This window comes from Vibrio sp. BS-M-Sm-2 (genome assembly GCF_041504345.1).
Taxonomy (GTDB): Bacteria; Pseudomonadota; Gammaproteobacteria; order Enterobacterales; family Vibrionaceae; genus Vibrio; species Vibrio satsumensis.
This window is the reverse complement of sequence record NZ_CP167894.1, coordinates 3147296-3173751: the sequence shown is the minus strand read 5'-3', so window position 1 is coordinate 3173751 and position 26456 is coordinate 3147296. Positions and strand designations below refer to the sequence as shown.

Below are 26456 nucleotides of genomic sequence, written 5' to 3'. Positions count from 1 at the left end.
AGCTCAACTATTGCAATAAATAGGATATCGAGAACCTTGCCCGCCCTAAAGGCAAGGCCGTCATACCACTCCCCCGGTATGCTCGATATCACTTAAGACCCTAAGGTAAAAAATTCTACCACCACATGTCAGCTTGAATACCTACAACAAAGTCGCCCTCTTTACCCGTACCATCTTGCATTTCACCATCAAGGTAAGATGCCATGAAGCGAATTTCTGGAGATGGACCGAAGCCAGAGTGCACAACTAGAGTCGGTGCTACTGTTAGCTTGTAATCATAAGAATTCTTTGACTCACCATTACGGTCTTCGTAGTTGTACATGTAACCAGCTTCGGTAGCGATAAAGAAGTTTTCTGAAATTGGGAACGTTGGTCGCACCATTGCTGATACCCAGCCGTCTGTGTCACCATTGTCAAAATCGTTGTACTGGGTTTGAAGAGAGTGGAAAATATTCACACCATTTTCAAAAAAGTACCCACCCCATGCTAAAGCACGTAGCGATACATCGTTTTCATCAACAGCCTTCAAACAAGACGTACCACAGCCCGTGCCTGTCGTTAACCAACTTTGATAGTCGCTACCAGGCTTGTACGTGTTGTAAGTCGTAAGAGTACCGCCTAAAAGGTTACCTGAACCTAAGCCTTTACCAGCCTGCGCGATGTATTTTGTAAAACCTTTATCTGACAACCCAAAGACAGACTCAGTGTGAACAATTGCCGTCATTTCATAGCCATTCTCAGCGAATGCTTCTGGGCCATTACCAAAACCTAAATCGACCATATTGTCTGGCATATACTTAGCCATAGCGTGAAGCTCAACACTGCCAAAGTTCACGCCAGCATGAAGTGCATGCATGATGTTGTTGCTGTCACCCCAGAAACTTGTATCGCCAGAGTCATCGCTTGCAATATAAGCAAAGTCCCACTTATTACCACCTAGCTCAACACCTTCAATACCAACACCAGTACCTGACATATCCGTGTAGAAAAAGTCGGTCATAAAGATGTAATTATCTTTACCATAAAAGCGCTTACCACCCCATACAACACCGGTTTCAGATACACCTTCAAACTCGACAAAAGTTTCTGCCATACCAATTTCGCTGTTGGTTGCATCGGCATTGGCACCAAGTTGGTTGGTTGCATATTCCGCATTGTTGGCTGCTGCTCGTGTTTTGATTCGAATTTTCTGACCACCGTCATTCTCAAAATTTTTCTGCAGTGCAACTTCAAAGTGGCTATCCGACTCAACACCCAATCGACCTAAACGCTCTTTAGATGCTGGGAACTTTGCTCGTTTAAAATCATCATTTTCACTGAATAGAACACCAGCACGGAAATAACCGTGAAATTCAAATCCATCCGATTTTTCGGCATGTACAGCAGGTGCAGTAGACAAGCCAGCTGTAGCGACTAAACAAGCAAGGGTAAGCTTAGAAAGTTTCATAATAACTCCATGTTCCAAATTATACTTTCACAAAGAAAGCGCTTTCTTTATTTTTCTTAAAAAAACCAATCGAACAGATTTAAAGAAGATCAAATCTAAGCCCACATTCACTATGCACTCTTAACCTTATTGGCTTTAACCGCTCAGTTGGTATGGAAAGAGTATAAATCGATCTCGTGAATATAAACCGTGATCAACCCCACCAAAGAAAGCGCTTTCTTATGCGTGAGTCACAAAAATAGAGATGTTAAGTATTTTGTTTGAACAATCATGGAACCAAGTAAAATGTCACTGTTCACATATTAAAGACGAATTGCTCCGTTCAATCACTCAGAACCAGTTTCGAAATACACCGTCGGTTGTCTTCCTCAAATAATCGTCGAAATAAAAAAGGGAACATACATTGTATGTTCCCTTTATATTCAGACTTTTATTCAAGCCCTTTTGTTAACAGGCTTACTTTTCAAATCGAATATTATCTAGTTTAAAACTCATTTCTCCTTGAGGCTCAAACACTAAAAGGTTAGTGATCATTGTTGGATCAGCTTGATTCCCACCAGCAAAACGGTTGTCTCTCTTTAAAATGTCAGCGATTGGAATACGTACCGTCTTCCATTCATTCATTGCTGATAGCGGCACGGTATAGTCACTTGTTTTCGGCCAGCCACTGTCCATCTTAACCAATAGTTCAACCCCGTCGGCCATACTCTCAACTTTCAAATCAAAGACCAGTTCACCCGTTTCTTGCCAATGTGTCACATCTGTTACAGGAGAACGAAAATAGATATTTCCTGAACCTTCTTTCTTATTCACTTGTAGCACTGTTCCACGATCTGGTTCGGTCACCTCTAGATAGTCAACAATATCCAATGGGTCATAACTTGCATAAGCCAAGCTTGCGTTAAGAGTTTCGGTAAAAATCTCCAACGTTGGTCCATCAGCATAACTATCATCGGTTGCTAAGATCTCTGGAGCTTCGTGCCCTATCACTTGTATTGCATGTTCAGAGCGACTTGCACACCCTTTTCCTTTCCAACGATCAACCTTACAACGGTATACCTTTACTGAATCAACTAGCATTGTTTTCGGAAACAAACCTTCGTCGATGCCTTTATCATTTGCGTTCGCTGACCACGCCCCACCGACAGCCAAGTTCAATAACAAATGAAACTTTTCATCAAACGGAGCTGCTCCACTCGCATTAATGAGTTTCCCTTCTTCCGCTTCATATTGGCTGTACCAGCCCTCTTGAGTTTGAGTCGCGTAATGAATATTGTCTACATACCAACGAATTTCACCTTCTTCCCACTCAATCGCGTATGTATGGAATCCATCAGTAGGGTTCACACCATTTGGCAATATCGCGGCCTGCCCTTTATAAACATTGTCTGGCCAATTTCGTCCGTAATGTAACGTCCCATAGACTCGGCTCTCTAGATCATCATTTTTCGCTCCCGCCGCATCTGAAAGTGTGTTTAGGTTAACCGCTTCCATAATATCGATTTCGCCAGAAGCTGCCCATGTGCCGTATTTATTGTCGGTTGGCAGCATCCAAATTGCGGGCCATGAACCTTGTCCACCAGGTAACTTTGCTCTGATTTCATAACGGCCATATTTGGTGTCACGCTTGTCTTTTGTGCTCAACCTCGCAGAAGTATAAGGGAGTGTTTTAGTTGCTCCGCCAATCGTACCTTCGGCATTGTCAGGCCCAGTATGACTTTGCTTCAGCGCGACAATGTGTAAAAAGCCATCTTTAACAAATGCGTTATTAGAATCATCCGTGTAGCACTGTTGTTCATTGTTCCCTCCTCCCCAACAGTTCACTTCTAATGACCAATTACGTTTATTTAATTGCTCGCCTTCAAACTGGTCTTCCCACACCAATTGCCAGTCTGGACTTAAAGTAACTGGAGCATGGGATAGCACGATCGGTTTTTCAGTTTGAGCTAAGTCAGCACTTTCGGATACCGGCAGCTCTATCACCGTGCAGCCAGACATCAAAGCGGCAGAAATAAAAGACGTTAATATCTTTACCTGATTGGTTAGATCTTGCATTACAACTCCTTGTATCACGACTTTCTAAGCAGGCGACACGTAATATCGGAGCCCATAACAGAAAGTCGATAAATGAATAACTCCGCGATCATGGACCCAATATGCCATGCACGACTGTTTCAAAATGAGTATATAAAAGTGCATAGTTCAAAAAAGAGACAACGCTCACCTTAAGAAAGCGCTTTCTTGTTGAGTTTCACATTTTGCTAAAATTCATTGTGGTTTGTGTAGATTCTCAAGAATTTTTGTAACTTGATTATCTGCATAACACCTTAGAATCCCTTTATTCTCAGGCTTCTATTTTTTCTAGCTTACAACGAAGCTCAGAAAAACAGATTCACTTTTATTACAACATAAAGAAAGCGCTTGCTTGATATTAAAACGAGTATATGGAAATATTCGTGACCTTACTTTGTATGCTTAACCTTCAAATTTAGCGTTAAGCAGTTCAGAGTTTTTAAATATTAATCATTGGATTACTAGGCTCTTATTGATCACGAAGGTAATATAGCTTAGTTCACTCCTTGTAGAGATAAGGCCACTACCATTGATCACCATTAAAGAAGTATCTGAACTTGCTCAAGTTTCTCAATCAACCGTCTCACGAGCATTAAATGGTCACCCTACGGTAAAGGAAGCCAATCGCGAAAAAGTATTCAAAGCTATTGAGCAACTGGGCTACAAGCCTAATGCGTTTGCACAAGCTCTAGCCTCCAGTCGTTCAAATAGCATTGGCATGCTAGTTGGTTCGCTTGATGGGCCTTTCTATGGACCATTAATGCATACAGCTGAAGATACCGTTCGCCAAAATAATATTCACTTAATCGTTACAAGTGGCCAGGAATCACGAACTAAAGAGCTCGATTCTATCCAGTTTTTGCAATCTAAACTTGTGGATGGCCTCATTGTTCACTCAGACAAGCTCAGTGATGACGAACTGATCAAAATAGCGAAAGACAGTGAAACAATGATTGTTCTCAACCGTTTTATTCCTGAGATTTCTGATCGCTGTATTTACATTGATAATGAGCTTGGTGGCTACCTTGCAACGAAGCACTTACTTGAGAACGGCCATAAAAAAGTCGCTTGTATCACAGGCCAGTTGAGTAAAGTTGATAGTAGAGATCGCTTTCAAGGGTATCGAAATGCCTTGTTAGAGTTCGGTATCGAATACGACGCAGGGCTGTTTGTAGAGGGGCGCTTTGATCATCAAGGTAACCATGAAGCTGCGCGACGCTTGTTAGACCGAGACCCTGAGATCACCGCGATTTTCTGTCAAAATGACAACATAGCGCTTGCTGTATATGACGTAGCAGCAGAGAGAAACCTCATTATTGGGCGAGACCTTTCGGTCGTAGGCTTCGATAACGATACTCACAGCCAGCATATTCGTCCTCGCTTATCGACGGTCGATTTTCCTGTCCATGAAATGGGAGAAGAAGCTGCAAAAGGTGTTTTATCGTTAATTAATAAACGCGACTACCCATTGAAACACAAACTAACACCGACATTGATTGTGAGAGAGTCCGTGGCTAAGCTTTGATTTTTGTATATCAAACACCCTATTTTTTACACTTAAAAGAAAGGCTCTAAGTATTCACTTAGAGCCTTTTTATTTCACTTCAAATTAGAATTAGAGTAACTGGTGCTTTGAGAACACGACAACGACTTTCTCAATGAGACCACTACGAGAAAAGAGCTGTGAAGCCATTTCATGATTTAGCGTTAACGATGCAAATGCCTCACTTGTTCCGTCTTTAAACTGAACTTCAATACCCTGTGTTGGCTCATCATTGAGTTGGTAAATAAATGGTACCTGACAGTAAGTAAAAGCCAGTTGCCCAGCCTGAACAATAAAGCTCTGCATTTGTCCTTCAATATTTTGGCAGTCAAAAGTCGCCGCTTTTTGTAAGAACTCTTTAGGACTAAGAAGTGAAGGGTTAATTACAATTGTTCCATCAACGACCTCTAGACCTAGCTCGCCAAAACGGGTAATCACTTCTTCCTTAACTTGCCCTGTCATCCCTGGCTGCTGTGCTCCAGAGTGCTTTGGCGTATGAGAATACGGATCCGTCGGAAACGCACCGTAGTTTTCCGGCGTTTTGTTGAAACCAATACCAGCTCTCACTTTGTAATAGTAATCCGCTAATTTAAGAGTTTCCTGGCTATTAGAATCCATACTCCAAGCATGCTGATAGTTTTCTTGCACAGCTAGCAGCAACTTAGAAACCATATGCCAATAGATACAACCTAAACCTTCATAACCAAACATGGTTCCCGAACGTCCAGTAAAGGCTTTATGGTTGAATACACGCTCATACAAACTAGATACATGACAAAATTCATCATCACTAATTGACGGGTAATCGGCTTTAATTTCATCAATCGCAGCCTGAAGGAAACCTTTGTTTTCAAAACTTGAATTGAAGTGGTAAGAACCTTTGCTGTCTTGGTTTACTAATCGGTTATCTTTGGCAACAACCATCATGCTTAACAATTTGCTCTGATCAATGTCTTTAGCGTCTAAACAGTTTTTATCCATAAAAGAAGCCAGCTCACGGTCAGGGTAAAGCATGAAGCTGTTTTGATCAGCACGATACATGTCACTAGCAAACAATTTATCCAACAACTCAACCGCTTGTTTAGGTGATAATAGACCCGAACTTAATACTGCAACTTGCCCTTCTAGCATCGGGTAAAGCTCTTCAACCATTAAGCTCTCACCAGAACAACTCAAGATGTTATACGCATTGTACAAACCATCTTCACGCAAGTTGTTTGTAATCGTAGAATCTAGGACTTTTAAGCTCGCGCCCATCAATTGAACAATCGCTTCTTTCTCAACTTTCGTTTTCCCTGAGAATCCATTTACTCGGTACACGCGCTCACGATAATTAGCAGCGGATTTAGCCAGCTTAGTCAGCATTGCTTTACGAGTTTGACGAGTTACCGTATCTTGACGAATCTCTGTATTTGCCTCTGAAACGATCTGTGTAACAGAAGACATCCACTCAAACACTTCTTTGGAAATACTGTATGAAGATGGTGACTTCTCTAACAAACGCAGCATAAAGGCAACATAGCGACGCATGTAGTACAAGGTTACCATTGAGAGGCCGTTGCCAACGATAGCGTTGTTTGCATCATTCCATTCTGGACGTTGTGTATTGAGCCAAATACCACCATCAAGCACTAAGTTACTCAATTTCGCCAACAAAGGGACGAGTATCTTCTCCATTAAGTTGACCATATAAACTTCTTGGTCACCCGTCATCAACAAGCGACCGTCACTGCCTAAGCTCTTGACACGTTGCTCTGTCAATTCCTGCAGAACTTGGTTGAACTCTACGGTATCTTTAGGGTTGTCAAAGAGACCTTGAACTCCACAAAGCTCGTAAGGCACATTGGCATAACTAAAAATGTCACTTTCTAGTAATTCGATAAGGTCGCCTTGCTCAAATTTGTCTGCCAACTCAAGGAATTTTAATAGATAGATGATTTGATGATCGCCCCAGTAACCAATATTACTCCAAGGATCATCCGCCTCTAACAGTTCCCAATCTACACCATCTTTAGTAATTCGATACGGATTGTAGCCATCTACCGTTGAAGCATTAACAAACTTAGAGATGAATGATTTGATGAACCCTGGATAACTAAGAGCCATCGCTTCCCAGTTTTGGAAAATATCACGCCAGTTGCCTTGATAAGAAAGTAAGCGTTCGCCATTTTCATCTTTGAGCTTAATCTCATAGTGGTTCCAAGGGCGACTAGGGTCACCATGACGACGTCCAAAAGTAAGCGGTAGATACTCGTAGCTCAATCGAACTAATTGAGAATCTCCTGTCGCTTTAGCGCGCGAAACTAATTCGGAATGGCTGAAAACATCCCCTAACTGATCAAAAAAGTCTTGATGGCGGCCTGCTACCTGAGAGTTGGCCTTTTCCATAGTTTTAACTACGTCAGCCTTTTCTAACATATAGCCGTTTTCAAACACGCCACCACGCATGTTATTGAACAACACATTGGCATAATGGTGAACGCTGGTATTTTCTTCGGCTGTTATTTGCCACGCATCCGCACCAGACATTAATGTGATTAATTCATTTTGATTATCTGCAATGCTCTTTTCTAAAGCTAGTGCTAGGTTAGCAGGAACAGAGAGCTCAGATTGAAGCTGACAGATATCGGAATGAGTCTTGTCTATATCAGCGACAATCGACCAAACTTTGGTTTGATGTGCTCGCAGCGTCAGAGACTTATGAACTAAATAACTTCCTCTAATCCCTTTCGTTAAAGGTTCACTTTTAACCGCTCGACCTTTTCTGAACGCATTAACTTGAGCACTCGTCAATAAAATTTGGCTGCTTTCCGTTTCTAAGCTGAAGACTGTCGTCGCTAGCAAAGATTCAGCAGGGTCGGCTCTATCACTCAATTTCGCATACATGCTGAACAGAGCCAATGAACTACCATCAACTTGTTCATTCCACTTGTACGCATCAACTAATGCACTTCTTGTTTGAAGAGCTGATAACGGAGCACCTGAAGGAAGTATATTTTGTAAGCCATCTAGTGCTTCGACTTTACGCTCGAAGCTCGCTAGATTGGTCAGTTTTGAACGACGAATAAATCCGTATTTTTCACTCGTATTCCAGCTGTATTGGAACTGTAGTTGCAAAGTATGGTTTATCTCTTCAAATACGATTTTGTCTCCAATCGTATTTTTATAAAGATTGCGTTCAACATCAAAAATACCATCATGGAATGTATTAAACGGTTCCCAAAGTACAACCTTGTCGCCATGTTCAATACGGAAGATGGATTTTGAGCCGGTGTTTTCCGCATTTTCATGAATATGGTCAACAGACTTGTAAGGAAAAAGCGCATTTTCCGGACGAATGCGTCCAGCTGAAAGGCTGCCTGTTGATGAAATAAATAACCAGTGATCGCTCGACGATACAACGCTAATAAAGAATGGCGTCATTTGGTCAACATTAGAGATTTGGTAGTAACGCTCACCATCTAAATCAACGAACTTGCCATCGACCTCTGGTGTTAAGTTGTAGTCTTGTTTCATATCAAAATTCCAAAAATTCTTACACTTAAGTTTTGAAAGCGCTTTCTTTTGCATTTCAAAAAAGGATTTAAAGTTTACAAATGATGACAACGAGCAAAATGCTCTTCTGCAATTTGAGTCGGTTCTGGTATTGATTGCGTGCAAAGTTTGTCAGCTTTCATACAACGGCTTGCGAACGGGCAACCTACGCTAATTGGCTTCCAAGAAGGGATATCGCCTTTTTTCACGTTCATGTCACGCTTGCCCGATTTACCGACTTCTGGCACAGCTGACAACAACAACTGAGAATACGGATGTTGCGGGTTCTGAGTGACGTTGTCGCTATTGCCCCATTCGACCATATGTCCTACATACATCACCGCCGTTTTCTCAGCAAAATAACGCGCCGTCGCAATGTCATGAGTGATGTACATGAACGAAATACCATGCTTATCTTTCAAGTCAGCCATTAGGTTTAGGATTCCTAATCGCACAGACACATCAAGCATAGAGATAGGTTCATCAGCTAGGATAACTTCCGGGCTAACAGCAATTGCACGTGCAATTGCGACACGCTGTCGTTGTCCACCACTTAGTTCATGCGGGTACTTCTCTGCGGTCTCTTTAACTGGTGTTAGCCCAACCATTTCAAGCAATTCATAAACAAGGTTCGGAATCGCTTCTTTTTCTGCTCGTTTATGGATAAGTAAAGGTCGCGCAATATGGTGGTAAATCGTGTGTACAGGATTCAGCGAGCCAAACGGGTCTTGAAAAATCATTTGCACTTGGCGTGCATATTCAAGCTCACCATATTTTTCAATATAGTCAGACAGAGGCTCACCTTTGAATTCGATATCTCCAGCCGTCTTATCGTAAATTCGGGTAAGAATTCGAGCTCCTGTGCTTTTCCCTGAGCCAGATTCACCAACAATCGCTAATGCTTCTCCTTTACGTAGATCAAATGAAACATCATTTACGGCTCGCATCATATTGCTTTTGACTGACTGGCCAAGTGGGAAATCTTTTACCAAATTCTTAACTGATAAGATAACTTCGCTTTTATCAACGTTCTTTAAAGTATTCATAATCTTTCGCTCAAACTAGGTGACAAGATACGTGATGCCCGGTCGCAATAGCGCCCAAACGAGGCTCACTTTTAATGCACATTGAAATGCATTCGCCACATCGCTCTTGGAAGTTACATCCTTGAGGTGTATCCAAAAGGTTGACAGGATTCCCAGGGATCCCGTAGAGACGTTCTTTTGGCCCATGAATAGTCGGAAATGAAGAGATAAGCCCTTTTGTATAAGGATGCTTAGGTTCACTAAATACCGTTTTCGCATCACCTAATTCGATAAGGTTACCCGCATACATCACGCCAATTCGATCAGCAATTTCGCCCATTAGGCTTAAGTCGTGACTAATAAACAGAATAGAGAATCCAAACTTACTCTTCAGCTCATACAGTTCATTCAAGATTTCACGTTCGACCACCACATCAAGTGCCGTTGTTGGCTCATCCATGATGATCAATTTAGGTTCCAGCGCCAAAGCAATCGCAATAACAACTCGCTGACGCATCCCTCCACTCAGTTGATGGGGAAAGCTCGACATTCTATCGCCATGAATTCCAACCGTTCCTAACAGCTCGACCGCACGATCGTGAGCCTGTTTATAAGGTATTTTTTTGTGCGCTAGAATAACGTCCGTTAGCTGCTCACCGATGGTAATAACGGGATTAAGTGAATTCATTGCGCTTTGAAAAACAATAGAAACGTCATTCCAACGGAAGTCACGTAACTGCTTGTTATTCATCTTTAAAACATCCTGCCCTTTGTAGAGTATTTCACCCTCAGAGATAAGCGCTGGTGCTTTATGTAAGCGTGATATAGCAAAAGCCAATGTACTTTTACCGCAACCAGATTCACCGGCAATACCGAGCGTTTCACCGGGCGCAATGGAAATACTAACGTCATTAACGGCTCTTGCTACGCCATTAGGAGAAACGTAATCAACACACAGGTTATTAATTTCTAATAGATTGCTCATTATAGGCCTCGGCGTTTATCTGCTTCTTTTTTAAGTTTGTGCCACAGTTTGATGTGTGGGCCCGTACGTAATTTAGGGTTGCTCACTTGGTCAATAGACATGTTAATCAATGCGAGTCCACCACCAGTAATCGCTAACGCTAGTGCAGGCACCAGCATTTCCCACCATGCACCGGTATATAACGATGAAGAGGTCTGTGCCCAATACAACATAGAGCCCCAACTCACCTCTGTTGCATCACCTAAACCTAAAATACCTAGGCCAGCTTCGGAGCCCATTGCGTAGATAACCGTGCCTAGGAAGCCACCAAAAACAATCGAAACTAAGTTTGGTAAGATCTCGACTAAAATAATGCGGATTTTTGATTCCCCCATCACCTCTGCAGAAATGATGAACTCTTTGCTTCTAATTGCCATGGTCTGTGCACGAATCACCCTAGCCCCCCAAGGCCAGGAGGTTATCCCTAACAACACGGTAATAACCAGCGAACCGACCTGCCCTAAGAATGCGGCGAGAACAATCAGCAAGGGTAATTGTGGAAACACAAGAAATACGTTAGTAATGAAGTTCAAGCGTTCATCGACTTTTCCACCAAAGTAACCAGATGAAACCCCAACTAGCACTGCTATTGTCATGGCTATTACGCCCGCAGAGATCGCAACAGTAAGCGACTTTCTTGCTCCAAATAGAACCTGGCTATATACATCACGTCCGCTACGAGTCGTGCCCATAATATGCTCAGAGCTTGGTGCAACATGTGGACGTGCTACGCGCTTTTCTGGGTTATGAGTCGATAATACAGGTGCAAATAACGCCCCGGCTAAGACAATCGTAAGTAAAAAAGTACCTATAATGGCCGGGGGGTTACCGTAGAAAAATGCGTAAGCTTTACCGAGAGTTTTCTTTACGTTTTTCCACGACCATTTTGGCTCACGTACTGGCATATTCGGCTGGTTAGCGGTTTTTTGAGTGTCCATTAAATTATCCATCATGCGCCTCAATTCGAGATTCTAGGGTCAAGCCAGACATATAGGAGGTCGGCAATAAAGTTAGCGGTTAGTACCGCTGTCACCAAGATAAGAAGAATGGCTTGGATAAGTGGGTAATCACGAGCAACGATGCCTTTAAGAAGGATGTTCCCCAAGCCTTGGTAGTTAAAAACCACTTCGGTCATGATTGAACCTGCGAATGAGAATCCGATTGCCATTGCAATAGCGGTCGCAACAGGAAGGATGGCATTTCGACCAGCATAGCGAGACATAACACGATAACTGCTCAAGCCTTTGGCCTCTGCCATCGTTACGTAATCCTCACCCAACACGTTGATCATCGCATTACGCATATTGAAGACCCATGTTGCGATACCAACCAAGACCATTGAGCCCATAGGCAACACAGCGTGTTTGGCCACACTGGAAATAAACTCCCATGTAAAACCTGGCTCTAACGATGGGTCATAGGTGTATGCCAAAGGCAATAGTTCAAGTTTTAAACCGAAGAAATAGAACAACAGTAACGCGGTCACGATGTACGGGAAATTACTAATAAATGCCAAAACTGGCGGAACAATTTGTCCAAATAGCCCTTCACGTCGATACGATGCATACGTACCAATACTGACACCAATGATGAGAGCGACAATCAACGAACCAAGCGCGAGAAACATAGTCCACGGCAGTGCCATAGCAAGGACATCTGAGACACTTACAGGAAACATAAGTACTGATGGCCCCAAATCCAGAGTAAATACGCTTTTCATATAAGCGAAGTACTGTTCGAAAACATTGCCATCAACAAAACCGTACATTTCTCGAACAGCATCCATTTGAGCAGGATCCATTCGACCTTGAGCTGCAGCGAAAAGAGCATCAACAGGATCACCTGGCATTAGGCGAGGCAACATGAAATTAAACGAGATAGCGATTAAGAAAGCGGTAAAATAGAAGCCAAATCGGCGAATTAAAAACGACATAAAAATCTTTTAACCTAGGGGCTACAACCTAAGCTGTAGCCCTCTCAAAAATAACTTACTTAAGGTGTAGATTGTTGAGAATAATTACTCTCTTACCACCGTCGTACCATACTGGCTGAACGTATGGGTCTTTTTCACTTGGCCAACCAACAATATGTTTAGTGCTGTATTGGAACCAAGTTGGGTTAGAAAATAGAGGGATAAAGGGAAGGTTTTCAGCGGTAAACTCCTGAAGTTCACTCAACACTTTCTCTTGCTGCTCTGCATCACCAATTTTGCCGAAGCTGTCGATTAATGCGTCGATTTCTGGTGAATTAACACCGTGGCCAGCATGCCAAGTTTTTCCGATTCGAGACGTTGAGAAGTACTCTTGGTACGCCAAGATTGGATTTGTCGCTACCATTGACCAGTTAATTGACATGGTATATTTGCTTTCTTTCAAATTGCTGTCATATACCGCCCAATCCACGGTCTTAACGTTTGCTTTCACACCCACTTCTTCAAAGTATTCAGATACCATCTGAACCACTTGGATCCAGTCGGTCCAACCGTTGACAACCTCAATATCAAACTCAACCGTTTCCCCGTTTGCTTTGTCGCGGAATCCATCACCGTTTTTGTCAACTAAGCCCGCTTCATCAAGTAAAGCGTTTGCTCTTTCAACATCGTACTTAGTTAGATAGCCATATTTCTTAGATACATTTTTATCAATGTGCGTTTCGTATAGCTCACCGATGCCACCAGCATTGAAGTTTGCAGTCGGATAACCGTAGGCAGCAATATCCACGATGGTTTCACGATCAAGTGCCATAGAAAGTGCTTGTCGTACTCTTAGGTCATCAAATGGCGCTTCTTTGGTATTTACGTAAAGGTGGATCGCATCATTCGCTGGATACCAAAAATGGTTATTTTCTTTATCCATATCGACAAATGTTGACTCAACGTCAGCAATAAAATTTGAACCCCAATCAATCTCACCTTTGATTAAGGCAGGTTGGATCTGAGAGTTGTCATTGTAAGAACGGAAGTTGATGCAATCTAAATAAGGTCTATTTTCTAAATAGTAATTTGGGTTTCGGCACAGCTCCATCTGTTGCGGTTTAATGTATTTAACCGTCGTCATTGGGCCACTACCTACCGGGTTAAGGTTGGTAAACGTTGTCAGCTCTTCAACTTTCGACCAAATATGCTTTGGTACAATATGGTAGCGCTCTAAGTTCCAAGCAAATGTAGAATCCGCTTCCGTCAGCTCAAACACGACAGTTCGCGCGTCAATAGATTTGATTTCTTTTAAGTTACCTGAAGACCAAATACCTTTCTGGTCAAAAGCTGGTGCCTCTTTAGTCAACATAAAGCTAAAAACAACGTCGTCTGCAGTTAACTTTGAACCATCAGACCACTTCAAATTCTCTCGTAACTTAAGCGTCAATGTTTTCAGGTCAGTTGAATACTCAACCGACTCAGCCAGGCGATAATCAACATCACCTGTCATGTTGTTGAATACGACCAATGGCTCAAACATTACCCCATGCAGTAAGTCTTTAGTTGTATAAGGGTTAAAGTTTTCAACAAAGCCAGTATTGATAATTGGCACCGTTAGTGTACCACCCTGCTTAACTTCATCTGCTTGTACAGAGGCTCCGAATAAAGCTCCAATGGCGAGCGAAGCAATCAATGTCTTTTTGTGCATCACGTTGTCCTTTTAATGATAATAACCAGAAAGAAAGCGCTTTCTTTTAACTTTAAAAAAGGGGGTGTTTTCGTATTCACTATCGGCTACTTGCATCAAGAAACCGCTTTCTTTAGGTGGATAATAAGCCGATAGAATGATTCTTCAACTTACATTTCGGTGAAACGAACCATAGATCACAAATTTAGAATAGATTGAGAATAGAAATACACAACAGTGCCATTCGTCACATTAATTGTTTACTAACACGAAAAATAAATTAAAAACAATAAGTTAAAATCTACCAATGGTACTCCATCGTCTTCCCTAATCATCGAACCTCTCACCCATCAATAAACTTATGTGCTTTCTTTAAAATAGCCTTTCCATCACGATTCTCAACATTCATAAACTGTATCTATATATGGTTCTCTCAAAAACAAAAGAAAGCGCTTTCTTGAGTACCAAACCTATGTCAGCATACCAGTCATGAAATGTAAGTTACCCCTTAGGACAACTATGTTTAACTTTTGGAATGGCAATAAATCAGGTAAAAGACAGCACTATGAGTTGGAGCTAATTCATAGCTTGTTGAATTGGGATCCGAACGAACCTATTGTCGTTCACAGCGATAATACTGACTTTCCAAGGGCTGAGGATGAAGGAAATATATTCCGCAAGAATTATGATGTACTCGTCACGGTGGCGGGAAACCGTAAATTTGTGGATAAGCCTACAATCAAACTCAACTCTCCAATTTGTAAAGGCTTACTAGGGCACCGTATCCTAATAATTAGGGAACAAGATCAACCCACATTCCATAATATCAACAGCAATAAACTGAAATCACTTATCGCTGGAATTCCTGCCACATGGGCTGATGCTGAGCTGTTTAGAGCAAATGGATATCGAGTACTAGAGCAAGGAACGTTACCAGAGACCCTTAAACTTCTCTCAGATAAAAAATGTGATTATGTGTCACTCGGTGCCAATGAAGTAGAAAGCATATACCAAGAACACACCAATTCTCTGAATGGGTTAGTCATAGAAAAAAGTATTGTGCTTTATTACCCTCTTCCACTGGTCTTCTATGTCCACCCAGACAAAGCACAACTAGCTCAATTACTGGATGACAAACTGCAAGAACACATGCTCAGCGGTAAGTTTGATTCACTATTTAACCAACATTTTGGGGACGTAGTGAGATCCATTGGATTAGAACATCGTAGAGCTATTCACCTCGTAAATAAGGAGCTACCGCCAGAGCTAAGGTCATTTAAGTCTCAATTCATCTCGTGATTATAAATAGAAGAAACTTAAAACCATGCACCTAGATTTACAACATTAGGAGCATCCTATTTATGCTCCTAATGTCGCTATCATCAAGCCATAGGCAAGATAGCTAACGGCTTGCTTTTACATATAGCGATAGATACTTAAGTCATCAGTTTTAATATCACTGGCAGAGCCACTGACCACGCTTGCCAAGATCTTTCCTGAGCCACATGCCATTGTCCAACCTAATGTTCCATGGCCTGTATTGGTAAATAGATTCTTGATAGGCGTTTCGCCGATTATAGGCGTACCATCTGGTGTCATTGGCCTTAACCCTGTCCAGTATTCTGCCTTAGAGAAATCCCCCGCCTGTGGGAAAAGATCTTTTATCACCATATCAATCGTGGCTTTGCGTTTTTCTGGAATCAGGTAATTGAAACCTGCAAGTTCTGCCGTCCCTGCAATGCGAATACGATCATCAAATCGCGTCATCGCTACCTTGTAGGTTTCATCCATAACAGTCGAGGTTGGTGACTTATCTGCATTCACGATCGGTAGTGTTAGTGAATAACCTTTAACTGGATAAACCGGGATCGACAAGTCGACTTGTCTCAACAGACCTCGAGAATAACTGCCTGATGCAACTACGTAAGCGTCCGCTTTGAATACACCTTGAGTCGTTGTAATACTCTCGATGTTTTGATTCTGATGATTCAAACTTACCACTTCAGTATCAAACACGAACCTAACACCAAGTTGCTTGGCCTTCTCAGTCAGCGCTAAACAGAACTGATGACAATCACCGGTTTCATCATGAGGTAAATATAAGCCGCCCACCAGTTTGTCTTTAACGTCCGCTAAACCCGACTCCACTGATAGACACTGTTCAACATCAAACAGCGAGTGTTTGATTCCACTCTCTGTTAATAGCTTCATATCCTGCTGAATCGCATCGAGTTGCTTCTCGCTTCGGAATACTTGCAAGGTGCCTTTCTGCCTGCCCTCATAAGCCAAATCTTCACTGGTTCTTAGATGAGTGAGACACTCTCGACTGAAGTTTGCCACTCTTAACATGCGTGACTTATTCACGGCGTACTTGGCTTCATTACAGTTGGCCAGCATCTTACTCGCCCAAGTAACTAATTCCGGAGAAAGTGACGGTTTCACTTTTAAAGGAGCGTGCTCTTGGGTAAGCCATTTCATTGCTTTCAACGGAATCCCAGGCGCCGCCCATGGTGAAGAATAGCCGTAAGAAATCTGCCCTGCATTCGCAAAGCTGGTTTCCTTGCCACTACTATCTTGACGATCAATAACCGTCACCGAGTGGCCCTCTTTCGCCAGATACCAAGCACTGGTCAAGCCAATAACACCGCTGCCAATCACAATTACTTCCATTCTCTTCCCCTAATGTCCGACAAGGCCAAAATCTGCCGAACACAGCTGTCAGTCTAAAACTCGTTTCGTTAATGATTTGTAACTTATTCCGCACGTGTTGACTTAACAATAGAGATGGTGTTGATAAAATGTCAATTCTACTTAAAAACTAATTCGGCAGTTTGAAACTGTGATATTGGCGGTATTTGGGAGCTTAGGAGGCGTCGCTAAATAAATCGATTAAGCCTAGATATTGTAAGCGTCATGACTCAAGAAAGTAGCATTTTCAAGTAAGAAATCTAACAAGGTTTCGGCCTGTAGCGTGAGAGCGCGACCTTTCAAAGATTGAACTTTCACCGTCGCCTTCGATAGCATCTCCAACTCGGTCGCAACCACTTCAATCTGTCCTGACTTGATCTCATCGATCACAGTGAGCTTAGGCATAAAAGTTACGCCTAATCCAGCTGAAACAAAGTTAGTCAGTGCGGTCACCGAATTGGTTTGAAGCTTTGGCTGCAAGGTAAGGTGGGAGATTTGTTCGGCCTGCTTTACGAGCCTCCCCATACCGGTCGAGTTATCGATCAAGGCGAGAGAAGCGTCTTGAATATCTTGCATGACCACAGGCGCTTCTTTCATCGTAAGAAAGTGCCCCTTCGGAGCAATCAATTCGAGCGGATGACTGCGTTCAACGTGGGAGTGTAGTTTAGGGTGAGGTGCAGACGCATAGGTGATCGCGAAATCGATTTGTTGATCTTCCAACATCTTGACTGCATCCAATGCACCAGCAATCTCAATAGAAAGGTTGATATCAGGGTATCGAGCCATGAAGGTTTCCATAGGCTTTGACACCAAGTTGGTAATAAATCCTTCACCGATGGCAATACTGACATTGCCGCCCTTGAGGTTTTTCAACTTAGTTAGACGAGCCAGTACCGCCGTTTCACTACGAACAATAGAACGGTAGTAATTCAACAGTTCGTTGCCCGCCTCAGTCAGCAGTGATTGACGATTGTTGCGTTCCCATACTTTGATTTCCGCTTGCGCTTCAAGCTGTGTCAACATTCTACTCATTGCCGCGGGGTCAACATTCATCATCTTAGATGCCTTACGTAACGACCCATATTTCGATAAAGCATTAAGGTATTCCAGCGCGCGGATATTAAAGTGGTGCATTCAACTTCCTTGTGATTTAACTAACACTTAATCAAGCGTCTCACAAATTGAGCAGCAACATGTATTCCAATTTATCAAGTTCGTAACTGAGCTTACTAACTTGTGCACCGAGTCACTACATCAAAGGCTGATATAGGTGTTTTTTAGCTTGCTGTAGATAAAACAAAGGCGACGACTTTCGTCATCGCCTTTATGGTCATGAATCAGGTGCTAGTCTCAAGCAGTTAACAACCCGTCACTTCACTTACAGACCAACAAAGAAACTAATCACTAGCGCGTTGATCAGATCGACAAAGAAACCACACACTAATGGCACCACAATAAATGCTTGTGGGCTTGCGCCATAGCGGTGAGTTACGGCTGTCATGTTAACAATTGCTGTCGCAGTCGAGCCTAAAGTGATACCACCGAAGCCTGAGCATATCACCACAGAGTCGTAGTTTCGTCCCATCAAGTAATAAACGACGAATATCGTAAACAGAAGTGAAAGCAAGATCTGGATACTCATGACCACAGAGATATAGCCAAACAACCCATCAAGGTCCCAGATACGCAGCCCCATCAAGGCCATGGTCAAGAACATACCCAAACAGATGTCAGAGATCATCGCTAAGCCTTTGCGGCCTTGAGCGATTTTCTCTTGTGTACGACGCTTCTTAAACAGTGCGCGACCGACGTTTCCGATTAAGATACCTGCGATCAAACAGCTAACGAATAACGGCAGTTTCAACCCCATTGAGTCAATAACTTCACTTAAGCTATAACCCAGCATAAGTGTCAGGTTTAGAATCAACCATGCCCACAGAACGCCATAGTGGCTTAGCTCTGTTTTTGTCTCACTCTCTTGGTATGCACCAACCGTCACCTCTTCTTCATTAGAAGGGCTCACTTTGTGTTTATTGAGTAGGTAGTTGGCAATCGGACCACCAATCACACACGCTGCAATCAAACCAACCGTGTTGGAAGCCACACCGAGCTCTAGCGCGTTAGCAATACCAAACTCTTCCACAAACATTGGCGCCCACGCTAGTGTCGTACCAACACCGCCAATTAGACTGATAGATCCTGACAACAAACCCGCTTTCGCGTCCATACCAAAACCCGACGCGACAGCCATGCCAACAACGTTTTGAAGGACAATAAAAGTCGAAGCGAGACAAAGCAGGATAAACAACGGCCGCCCGCCCTTAACTAAAGTCTTAATATCCGCTTGAAGTCCAATACCAGCAAAAAAGTAAAGCAGCAAAAAGTCTCTGACATCTAGACTAAAGGTGATTTGGATTTCAAAAATATAGTAAAGCGCTGCTACGGTCGCTGCGCAGACAAAGCCACCAATCACAGGCTCTGGCAGTGAATACTTTCTTAATACTTCAGATCGCTCAATCAAACCTTTACCGATAAACAGTAACGAAATCGCGATCGTAAAAGAGAGCATTGGAGAAACTAGGGTTTCTGTCATGGGACTATGGATTCCTAATAGTTAGATTATTCATAATATTGCGTACTATTAATAATCTAGATTCATGCCAAAAAATCAAGCGATTATCGATGATAAAAACACCTAATATGGTTGATTCTGCGACGGTATTAATAGAGGTAATAACTATAAAGAAATGATTAAAGGAACGGATACTAGGGAGATATACAGGTAAGGTGGAATATAGGGGCTCTAAAACGAGAAAACCCCAGCATTTCTGCTAGGGTTTTGAATAGTGGTGGAAGGATGGGGATTTGAACCCCAGATACGCTATAAACGTATACTCGCTTTCCAGGCGAGCGCCTTAAGCCACTCAGCCATCCTTCCACAAATTGTGTGTTGAGCATGTCACTCAACGAGGCGCTACTTTATTGATTCTGCTTGCTTTGGTCAAGGGGCATTCTCAAAAAAAGTGCCTTTTTCGGTTTGTTCGATTACAAATTAACTCATTAGATCAAAAACAAACCAAATTTCATTCTTTCACTACACTTACGCTTGTTGCTTTTCTTAAGCTTGTTGATAGTAGCCTGGAACTCGAAACCATTTACGACACATATCTAGGAAGTAGCCGTAAAGTACGCCCATACCGCACGAGATAACTGCATTACTGGTTACAGCCGTCACGATCTGGTCGCCTGAAGCACCTACTGCCAACAAAATACCTGTATACACAGGAGACTGGAATAACACGTATGCCATCAAATCAGACAAATTTTTCATCAATGAGCTTTGTGAAAGTTTAGCACCATTGCGCAAGAACCAATCACGAAAAACGCCATAAGGCCAAGCGATAGCAATGTTTACCGGAATAGATAACGTTCGAGAAGCAAGAGATTGCTCAAACGTCATACCAGAAATAAACACTTCTACGATCATGCCTGAAATAAAACAGAAAACGACCATAGCAAATGTATCCGCAGCTGCGTTTCGAATACAAAATGGACCACGAGACTTCATTGACGCCAAACCTAAAATATATCACTGCCTATTGAGTGAATTAGCAACATATAAACAGGGTGCATTTACACCCTACCAGATAATGTCGCTATTAAATCATAAGATTAGCAGTCATACATTCCAAATTAAAAATCAAGTTGTAAATTAACAACCAAAAACCTCTTCAAAAGCAGTAGCTTCCACCAAAAAATCAAACCAAGGTCAAATATTGGACGATTCGTCATTTACTTACCGTAATTAAACAACATTTAAGCCATCGGTAGATTTACAGTAATGATATTAATGACATCTTGTGTAGGTGGTGATCCTAAAGAAACCTGCTCTAACGCTTTATCGACTTGATAAGTAAGTTCAGCGTTGTTCATAGGTTCAACGTGGACACGTAGACTCTCTAGTGCAAATTGAATCAGTTCTAGGTTGTTGTCTTCTAGCGCCACATACAGCGTCACTAATAGCTCTTCAGTGTTATCTTTGTTGCGAAGATCAGGTTTAGGCAATGACTCGCTTGTACTTTTTGAATCGTGTTGTTTTACGTCTTGGCTTTCGAGCTCATCCGCTTTTACGTCATGGTATTGGTAAAGCTTATTTGAATAGCGGAACAAGGCATCATCCAGTTCACGCTCATCAATCGGCTTAGCGATAATATAATCCACACCCGCCCCCAGCATACGCTCGCGAGTCTCTTTAAAGACATCAGCCGTACAACCAAACACCAATACCGATGACACATCACCTATCAAAGCACGAATAGCAGTGGTTGATTCAACACCATCCATCACTGGCATATGGTTATCCATGAGTATCAAATCAAAGCGCTCAGCAACCGCGGCTTGTATCGCTAACTCACCATTCTCGACGCTCTTACAAATGAATCCTTTACTGCTCATGAAAGTTTCAATGATCACCGTGTTAGTTCGGTTGTCCTCGACAATCAATACTTTTAAGCCGGAGTAGTCCAGTTTCTTGTGTGGCAAGCTCTCTATTTCACCAGGCTGACATGGCTGAATCTTCAAGCGAACATCAAAGCTAGTGCCTATCCCCTCTTCACTGGTAACGGTGATACTGCCATCCATCAGTTGGGCAATTTTCTTCACAATCGCTAAGCCAAGACCAGTACCGCCAAAACGCCTTGTAGTGGAAGACTCCGCTTGCTCAAACGGTTTAAAAATACGCTTTTGAGCTTCTTTAGAGATACCAATTCCTGTATCACGAACTCGAATACTAAGATAGGTGTCACTCCCGTCTACGACTTCTTTAAGGTACACCTCAACAAAGCCTCTGGAGGTAAACTTCACTGCGTTGTTCAATAAATTAAACAAAATTTGGCGAAGGCGGGCTTTATCTGAGAAGTACCAACGACCAGAAGGCACCTCGGAGTACACTTTGAATTGAAGCCCTTTCTCGGAAGACAATGTGTAGTAAACACTGTTAATACTGCCGATGATCGAATCAAGCGGGAAACGTGTTTCATCAAGATCCAATCTACCCTGCTCGATCTTCGAGAAGTCTAATATCTCGTTGAGAAGAGTCATCATATGATCGCCGGACTCATACAAACTCTTGAGATGCTTCTCTTGTTCAGAATTTAGAGGTGTTTTTAATAAGATCTGAGCAGTACCCAACACCCCATTCATAGGGGTACGAATTTCATGTGACAGTGTCGCAAGGAAAGCGGTTTTAGCATTGGTAGATGCTTGTGCTTTCACTTTTTCAGCTTCGAGATACACCGTCTTCTCATTGAAGGTTTTAATCAGGTGGCCGATCTCATCGTGGCTTGAATAATCAACGTCAATCACTTCACCGGCCTTCGAACTGTTTACTTGAGTGGCAATGTTGGTGATTGGACTGATTAAGTAACGGTTAAGTAAGTAATAACCCGCCATCACACAGAGTAGTAACAAGGGTACAATACCGCCCTCAATACTCATTACCTGACGAAACACCTCGTCCGCTACCCGTGACTTGGAGTTCACCACATCCACTTGCCAACCGAAGTCACCAAATTGATTGCTACTGATGTAGATCCCTTCAACGAGATTGAAGTTATGGGACACCAACACTTGATTGAGTTTATCTCTGAGCATAATACCAAGATTGTACTCTTCGGCGTGGTTCTTGATGAAGCCAAGCAGCTCTTCAAGCGAGAGATCCACCGTCGCAACGCCGGAAAAAACGCCTGCATAGTAGTAAGGGGATGAAGCAGTGATCATCCGTACGTGCGTGTAGGGATCAATATACACGTCGCTCCAAGAGATCGTTCCTTGTTTTTTATTGGCTACAGAGGTGTACCAATACTCTTCTTGATACGGGGTGTTTTTAGGATTGTTGTAAGAAAACAACTGGTCAATCTTACCATCGTCTGCTTTATTGAAAAAATGACTATTAAGGAGCTTTTTAGAATCAAGCGCATAAGGCTCTGGCCAAATACCTGCGCTAACGATCGTATCATCGCTCGCTGCCAGCATTGACTTCAGTAGCAGAGTGACGTCATCACCGTTACGATGCGCTTGTGCAAATCCCACTAAACTATCAACAAAGCCTTGAGAGCTGCTGAGTGGCTCTGTAATCAATGCGGATAATAGTTGCGTACGTAAGTCGAGGTTTTGTTGTAATTTGGCGCGCACAGGGGATTCTACGACGTAATACGTCACACTACCGACAATGGCAATAAACATCGCAAGGTATAATCCAAGCGCTACCATGCTTTTTTTCTTTAAAGACGACCGTATCTGCATAATTCTTTTATTGTTTTCTTTTCTGTTAAACCTAGTGTTTATCATCCATGACATCAAGCCTTTTTAGATTGAAGCTTGATTGGCACAAGTTCATTGGTACTATAAGCGCAAATATGTTCCCTTTTACGGTACCTCACTTTGACTTTACAAGATATTCTTGCGCTTCCAGAGTTGGAAGGAAAGCTAATCACAGAACACAAAACAATGGGGTTTGTCACTGCAATGGCAGCGGCACCGAATGTGTTAACCCCGCATGAGTGGCTACCGTTCTTATGGGGTGGCGAAGAAGTCGCGCCTTTTACGGATGGTGAACAGCTAGAAAGCTACATTGAAGTTATCATCGAGCTTTGGAATAAAACTCGCCCAGAACTGATTGAAGGTACTTGGGTTTGGCCTGAAGCTTGTCAATTAGACGACGAAGAAGTGGTTAACACTGCCGCTCGTGATTTTTGTGAAGGCTTGCTTCAAGGCTGGCAGATTGCTCGTGATGATTGGGAAACGCTAATGCCTGAAGAGAGCGAAGACAACGCGCTTGTTGGTGGCGTATTACTTTCACTGAGTATGCTTTACGATCCAGAAACTTCAATTGCTACGCTTGCAGAGCAAGGCATCGAAGGCCTAGAGCAGTTCGAAGAGATCTTTAACGCTGTTCCTGTCATGCTTTGCGGTCTCACTCAACGTGGTATTGCACTGGCTGAAGCTCAATAACAGTGAGTTTTATACTGCCAAAAAGGCCTCATTATGAGGCCTTTTTTAGTTTTCAGACGAAGTAAAAATAGTGGCTTTAGAAGCCTTTCCAATCGAAGTCATCAATGCGCTCATCAGCAATATAAAACAGCTTAGTGCCACTACTTACCACTTGGTCTAATTCTGGGTTGAGTTCAATACCACTCCCCGTATCAATCGCGATCAGCGTTGCTTGATACTTCTCTTTAAACACAGAGAAAATAGGCGCAACGGTGACAGGCTCGGCGTCTTCAGGGAAATACGTTGAATACTGCGTCATGCCTCTTGTTGAGCTCAATAACTCTTGATGAAGCGCACTTGATCCTGGGTCTACCGCAGCCTTTGCTAACATCTCAGCACCCACCGCTGGAATACATTCTGAGTTAGGGCAATGCTTGTGCAATAAATCGCTCAGCGCTTCGTCTTTAAAGTAAACAAGAAGGTGTGCCTTAGGGTTTCGGTTGGCACAGTAAAGCGCCGCAGATAACGTAATGTCGTCTTCTGGGTTATCAATCAAGATGCAACTTGCAGACTCAATGCCCGTTTTCTCCATCTCTTTGCCATCGGTGTAGCTGTTTACTTTAACGAAATTGATTTCACCGGGTAACGGGTTCTCGATATCTGAACGGGTACATAATACGATTGGTCGCTTACCTGTTTCTTCGTGTTGTAGCATGCGGATGAGATGAATGGTTCTTTGCTCATTCCACCCCAACATCAAAATGTGGTTGTCCACTCTAACTCTCCTTTTTCCTAGCAAGCCCGCTCGCCAATATTCAACACCTTCTGTCGCCACTTTACCCAGTAATGCGGCGAAAAGGCTCAACCCACCGGGAATCACAAATAGAATAACAATCCACTGCCCCGCTACCGTGGTCGGTGATAAATCACCATAACCAACTGTAGAAGCCGTTACCACCAAGTAGTAAGCGAATACGGTGACCGAACTGGTTAAATCTGTTTCACCCGCCAAATACAGCATCAGCCACGATAGAGCGATGTAGCCAAGAAAAGTGAACAGTAAGTTTTTGCCATTCAAAACAAAGATGTTTGCTTTGATCCAGCGTTTGAGTTGTAACCAGATTATCATTCGAGCCTCTAATCCATTTCTCTTAGTTACATGCTAGAAAAAATACGCGATATCAACAAGATGTATCATAAGAAAAAGATACATGACCACAAAATTGATATTAGCGGCCTATACTCAGGCACAAAAAAACCAGCACTATTGGCTGGTTTTTTTGTTGATTAGATAAAAGAACGACTTACGCGTTACCTTTTACCTGCACATTTAACTGCTCTGCGAAATCTAGCATGCGGTTCAAAGGGATAAGAGACTTTACACGTAGCTCGTCAGAAACGAAGATTTCGTGTTGCTCACCACCATTCTCAAGTGCGTTTTCAATCGCTTCAAGGCCGTTCATTGCCATCCAAGGACAGTGTGCACAGCTACGACACGTTGCACCAGCACCCGCTGTCGGCGCTTCAATCAGCTCTTTTTCAGGAACCAATTGCTGCATCTTGAAGAAGATACCTTTGTCTGTCGCCACAATCATCTGTGGATGAGGCAGCTCTTTTGCTTTCTTGATCAGCTGGCTTGTTGAGCCTACAGCATCAGCCAGTTCAACCACGCTTGCTGGTGATTCTGGGTGTACCAAAATAGCCGCTTCTGGGTATACCGATTTCATTTTTTTCAAAGCATCAGCTGAGAACTCATCATGAACGATACACTCACCTTGCCAAAGCAACATGTCAGCGCCGGTTTGATTTGCGATGTAAGAACCTAGGTGACGGTCTGGGCCCCAAATAATAGGTTTGCCTTCAGCGTCTAGGCTTTCAACGATTTCTAAAGCGATGCTCGACGTAACCACCCAGTCTGCACGAGCTTTGACAGCCGCTGAAGTGTTCGCGTATACAACCACGGTGTGGTCAGGGTGAGCATCACAAAATTCTGTAAATTTGTCAGCCGGACAACCAAGATCAAGCGAACATTCAGCTTCGAGTGTTGGCATTAGAATGCGTTTTTCAGGAGTAAGAATCTTTGCAGACTCACCCATGAAACGAACACCAGCGATGATCAAAGTGCTTGCTGAATGACGGTTACCGAATTTAGCCATTTCTAATGAATCGCCAACGAAACCGCCAGTTTCTTCTGCCAGAGCCTGAATTTCAGGATCGGTGTAGTAGTGTGCAATTAGAACTGCATCTTTTTCTTGAAGTAGTTTTTTGATGTTTGCGATGTGGGCCTGTTTCTGAGCATCGCTCAATGGAACTGGCTTAGGCGGAAACGGGTAAACTGTATCGATTTTATCTAGTATATGACTCATTGCTCTTGCTCTACGCAACTTCTTCCGAGAATTAGAGTATTCTACACAGGACAGCGATTGGGATCAAAAAGGATTGGTTGCAAGCGGTGGCTAGCTAATGCTTAAAACGCATAAACAAGGCGACGTGTTGGCACCACAAAGAAGATAAGTAAACATCAAACGGA

At 42.8% G+C, this 26456-nt stretch carries 18 protein-coding genes and 1 tRNA gene; 3 read left to right on the top strand and 16 right to left on the bottom strand.

All coding sequences use genetic code 11. From position 1 onward, the window contains the following. Positions 1–115: 115 nt before the first annotated feature. Positions 116–1447 carry a carbohydrate porin gene (locus AB8613_RS14530; protein ID WP_019821079.1) on the bottom strand — a complete coding sequence of 444 codons (1332 nt, stop codon included), beginning with the start codon at positions 1445–1447 and terminating at the stop codon, positions 116–118. A gap of 456 nt (positions 1448–1903) precedes the next feature. Then, entirely contained in the window at positions 1904–3502 is a 1599-nt protein-coding gene (locus tag AB8613_RS14525; RefSeq protein WP_372383995.1) for a family 16 glycosylhydrolase, read from the bottom strand. A 547-nt stretch (positions 3503–4049) separates the two neighbouring features. Here AB8613_RS14525 and AB8613_RS14520 point away from each other — a divergent pair. Continuing rightward, complete coding sequence (locus tag AB8613_RS14520; protein WP_019821076.1) at positions 4050–5045, top strand: LacI family DNA-binding transcriptional regulator; 996 nt, start codon at positions 4050–4052, stop codon at positions 5043–5045. A gap of 90 nt (positions 5046–5135) precedes the next feature. Here the strand turns inward: AB8613_RS14520 and AB8613_RS14515 are convergent, their stop codons facing one another. The 6 genes from AB8613_RS14515 to AB8613_RS14490 form a co-directional block, all read right to left on the bottom strand. After that, positions 5136–8579 carry a hypothetical protein gene (locus tag AB8613_RS14515; RefSeq protein WP_146492162.1) on the bottom strand — a complete coding sequence of 1148 codons (3444 nt, stop codon included), beginning with the start codon at positions 8577–8579 and terminating at the stop codon, positions 5136–5138. Positions 8580–8653: 74 nt separating this feature from the next. Next, entirely contained in the window at positions 8654–9643 is a 990-nt protein-coding gene (locus AB8613_RS14510; RefSeq protein ID WP_285953248.1) for an ABC transporter ATP-binding protein, read from the bottom strand. 10 nt (positions 9644–9653) lie between these two features. Next, positions 9654–10607 carry an ABC transporter ATP-binding protein gene (locus tag AB8613_RS14505; protein WP_019821072.1) on the bottom strand — a complete coding sequence of 318 codons (954 nt, stop codon included), beginning with the start codon at positions 10605–10607 and terminating at the stop codon, positions 9654–9656. Next, positions 10607–11584, bottom strand: coding sequence for an ABC transporter permease subunit (locus tag AB8613_RS14500; RefSeq protein ID WP_019821070.1), 978 nt, complete (start codon positions 11582–11584; stop codon positions 10607–10609). Before AB8613_RS14500 ends, AB8613_RS14505 begins: the two co-directional genes overlap by 1 nt. 20 nt (positions 11585–11604) lie before the next feature. Beyond that, positions 11605–12579: an ABC transporter permease gene (locus tag AB8613_RS14495; protein ID WP_017071753.1), complete on the bottom strand. Its 975-nt coding sequence runs from the start codon at positions 12577–12579 to the stop codon at positions 11605–11607. Positions 12580–12634: 55 nt separating this feature from the next. Then, positions 12635–14269, bottom strand: coding sequence for an ABC transporter substrate-binding protein (locus AB8613_RS14490; RefSeq protein WP_017071752.1), 1635 nt, complete (start codon positions 14267–14269; stop codon positions 12635–12637). Positions 14270–14767: 498 nt separating this feature from the next. On the opposite strand from AB8613_RS14490, the gene AB8613_RS14485 reads away from it, so the two are divergent. Next, positions 14768–15547: an ABC transporter substrate-binding protein gene (locus tag AB8613_RS14485; protein WP_285953247.1), complete on the top strand. Its 780-nt coding sequence runs from the start codon at positions 14768–14770 to the stop codon at positions 15545–15547. A gap of 117 nt (positions 15548–15664) precedes the next feature. Here AB8613_RS14485 and AB8613_RS14480 read toward each other — a convergent pair whose 3' ends face one another. From AB8613_RS14480 to AB8613_RS14455, 6 genes are all read right to left on the bottom strand, one after another. Further along, a complete protein-coding gene (locus tag AB8613_RS14480) occupies positions 15665–16918 on the bottom strand; it encodes a D-amino acid dehydrogenase (protein ID WP_285953246.1) in 1254 nt (417 codons plus the stop codon). Positions 16919–17143: 225 nt separating this feature from the next. Then, positions 17144–18070 (bottom strand): LysR family transcriptional regulator, encoded by a 927-nt coding sequence (locus AB8613_RS14475; protein ID WP_285953245.1) that lies wholly within the window; start codon positions 18068–18070, stop codon positions 17144–17146. 244 nt (positions 18071–18314) lie between these two features. Continuing rightward, positions 18315–19529 carry a sodium/glutamate symporter gene (gltS, locus tag AB8613_RS14470; RefSeq protein ID WP_146492166.1) on the bottom strand — a complete coding sequence of 405 codons (1215 nt, stop codon included), beginning with the start codon at positions 19527–19529 and terminating at the stop codon, positions 18315–18317. A 254-nt stretch (positions 19530–19783) separates the two neighbouring features. After that, positions 19784–19874 (bottom strand) — tRNA-Ser (locus AB8613_RS14465). Positions 19875–20054: 180 nt separating this feature from the next. Then, a complete protein-coding gene (locus tag AB8613_RS14460; protein ID WP_372383994.1) occupies positions 20055–20504 on the bottom strand; it encodes an L-alanine exporter AlaE in 450 nt (149 codons plus the stop codon). A gap of 248 nt (positions 20505–20752) precedes the next feature. Then, positions 20753–23206 carry a hybrid sensor histidine kinase/response regulator gene (locus tag AB8613_RS14455; protein ID WP_285953244.1) on the bottom strand — a complete coding sequence of 818 codons (2454 nt, stop codon included), beginning with the start codon at positions 23204–23206 and terminating at the stop codon, positions 20753–20755. A gap of 171 nt (positions 23207–23377) precedes the next feature. Between AB8613_RS14455 and AB8613_RS14450 the strand changes: the two genes are divergently transcribed. Next, a complete protein-coding gene (locus tag AB8613_RS14450) occupies positions 23378–23947 on the top strand; it encodes a UPF0149 family protein (RefSeq protein ID WP_017062064.1) in 570 nt (189 codons plus the stop codon). Between the two features lie 76 nt (positions 23948–24023). On the opposite strand, the gene AB8613_RS14445 is transcribed toward AB8613_RS14450, so the two are convergent. After that, positions 24024–25055: a potassium channel family protein gene (locus tag AB8613_RS14445; protein WP_048659644.1), complete on the bottom strand. Its 1032-nt coding sequence runs from the start codon at positions 25053–25055 to the stop codon at positions 24024–24026. Between the two features lie 175 nt (positions 25056–25230). After that, positions 25231–26292 carry a quinolinate synthase NadA gene (nadA, locus tag AB8613_RS14440; RefSeq protein ID WP_017062067.1) on the bottom strand — a complete coding sequence of 354 codons (1062 nt, stop codon included), beginning with the start codon at positions 26290–26292 and terminating at the stop codon, positions 25231–25233. Positions 26293–26456 lie beyond the last annotated feature (164 nt).

Bases quoted from the DNA above. Each gene is read 5' to 3' on its own strand.
- AB8613_RS14490 (WP_017071752.1), bottom strand. From the start codon at position 14,269: ATGCACAAAAAGACATTGATTGCTTCGCTCGCCATTGGAGCTTTATTC.
- AB8613_RS14485 (WP_285953247.1), top strand. From the start codon at position 14,768: ATGTTTAACTTTTGGAATGGCAATAAATCAGGTAAAAGACAGCACTAT.
- AB8613_RS14460 (WP_372383994.1), bottom strand. From the start codon at position 20,504: ATGAAGTCTCGTGGTCCATTTTGTATTCGAAACGCAGCTGCGGATACA.
- AB8613_RS14475 (WP_285953245.1), bottom strand. From the start codon at position 18,070: ATGCACCACTTTAATATCCGCGCGCTGGAATACCTTAATGCTTTATCG.
- nadA (WP_017062067.1), bottom strand. From the start codon at position 26,292: ATGAGTCATATACTAGATAAAATCGATACAGTTTACCCGTTTCCGCCT.
- AB8613_RS14445 (WP_048659644.1), bottom strand. From the start codon at position 25,055: ATGATAATCTGGTTACAACTCAAACGCTGGATCAAAGCAAACATCTTT.
- gltS (WP_146492166.1), bottom strand. From the start codon at position 19,529: ATGACAGAAACCCTAGTTTCTCCAATGCTCTCTTTTACGATCGCGATT.
- AB8613_RS14500 (WP_019821070.1), bottom strand. From the start codon at position 11,584: ATGGACACTCAAAAAACCGCTAACCAGCCGAATATGCCAGTACGTGAG.
- AB8613_RS14505 (WP_019821072.1), bottom strand. From the start codon at position 10,607: ATGAGCAATCTATTAGAAATTAATAACCTGTGTGTTGATTACGTTTCT.
- AB8613_RS14530 (WP_019821079.1), bottom strand. From the start codon at position 1,447: ATGAAACTTTCTAAGCTTACCCTTGCTTGTTTAGTCGCTACAGCTGGC.
- AB8613_RS14455 (WP_285953244.1), bottom strand. From the start codon at position 23,206: ATGGTAGCGCTTGGATTATACCTTGCGATGTTTATTGCCATTGTCGGT.
- AB8613_RS14480 (WP_285953246.1), bottom strand. From the start codon at position 16,918: ATGGAAGTAATTGTGATTGGCAGCGGTGTTATTGGCTTGACCAGTGCT.
- AB8613_RS14510 (WP_285953248.1), bottom strand. From the start codon at position 9,643: ATGAATACTTTAAAGAACGTTGATAAAAGCGAAGTTATCTTATCAGTT.
- AB8613_RS14515 (WP_146492162.1), bottom strand. From the start codon at position 8,579: ATGAAACAAGACTACAACTTAACACCAGAGGTCGATGGCAAGTTCGTT.
- AB8613_RS14525 (WP_372383995.1), bottom strand. From the start codon at position 3,502: ATGCAAGATCTAACCAATCAGGTAAAGATATTAACGTCTTTTATTTCT.
- AB8613_RS14495 (WP_017071753.1), bottom strand. From the start codon at position 12,579: ATGTCGTTTTTAATTCGCCGATTTGGCTTCTATTTTACCGCTTTCTTA.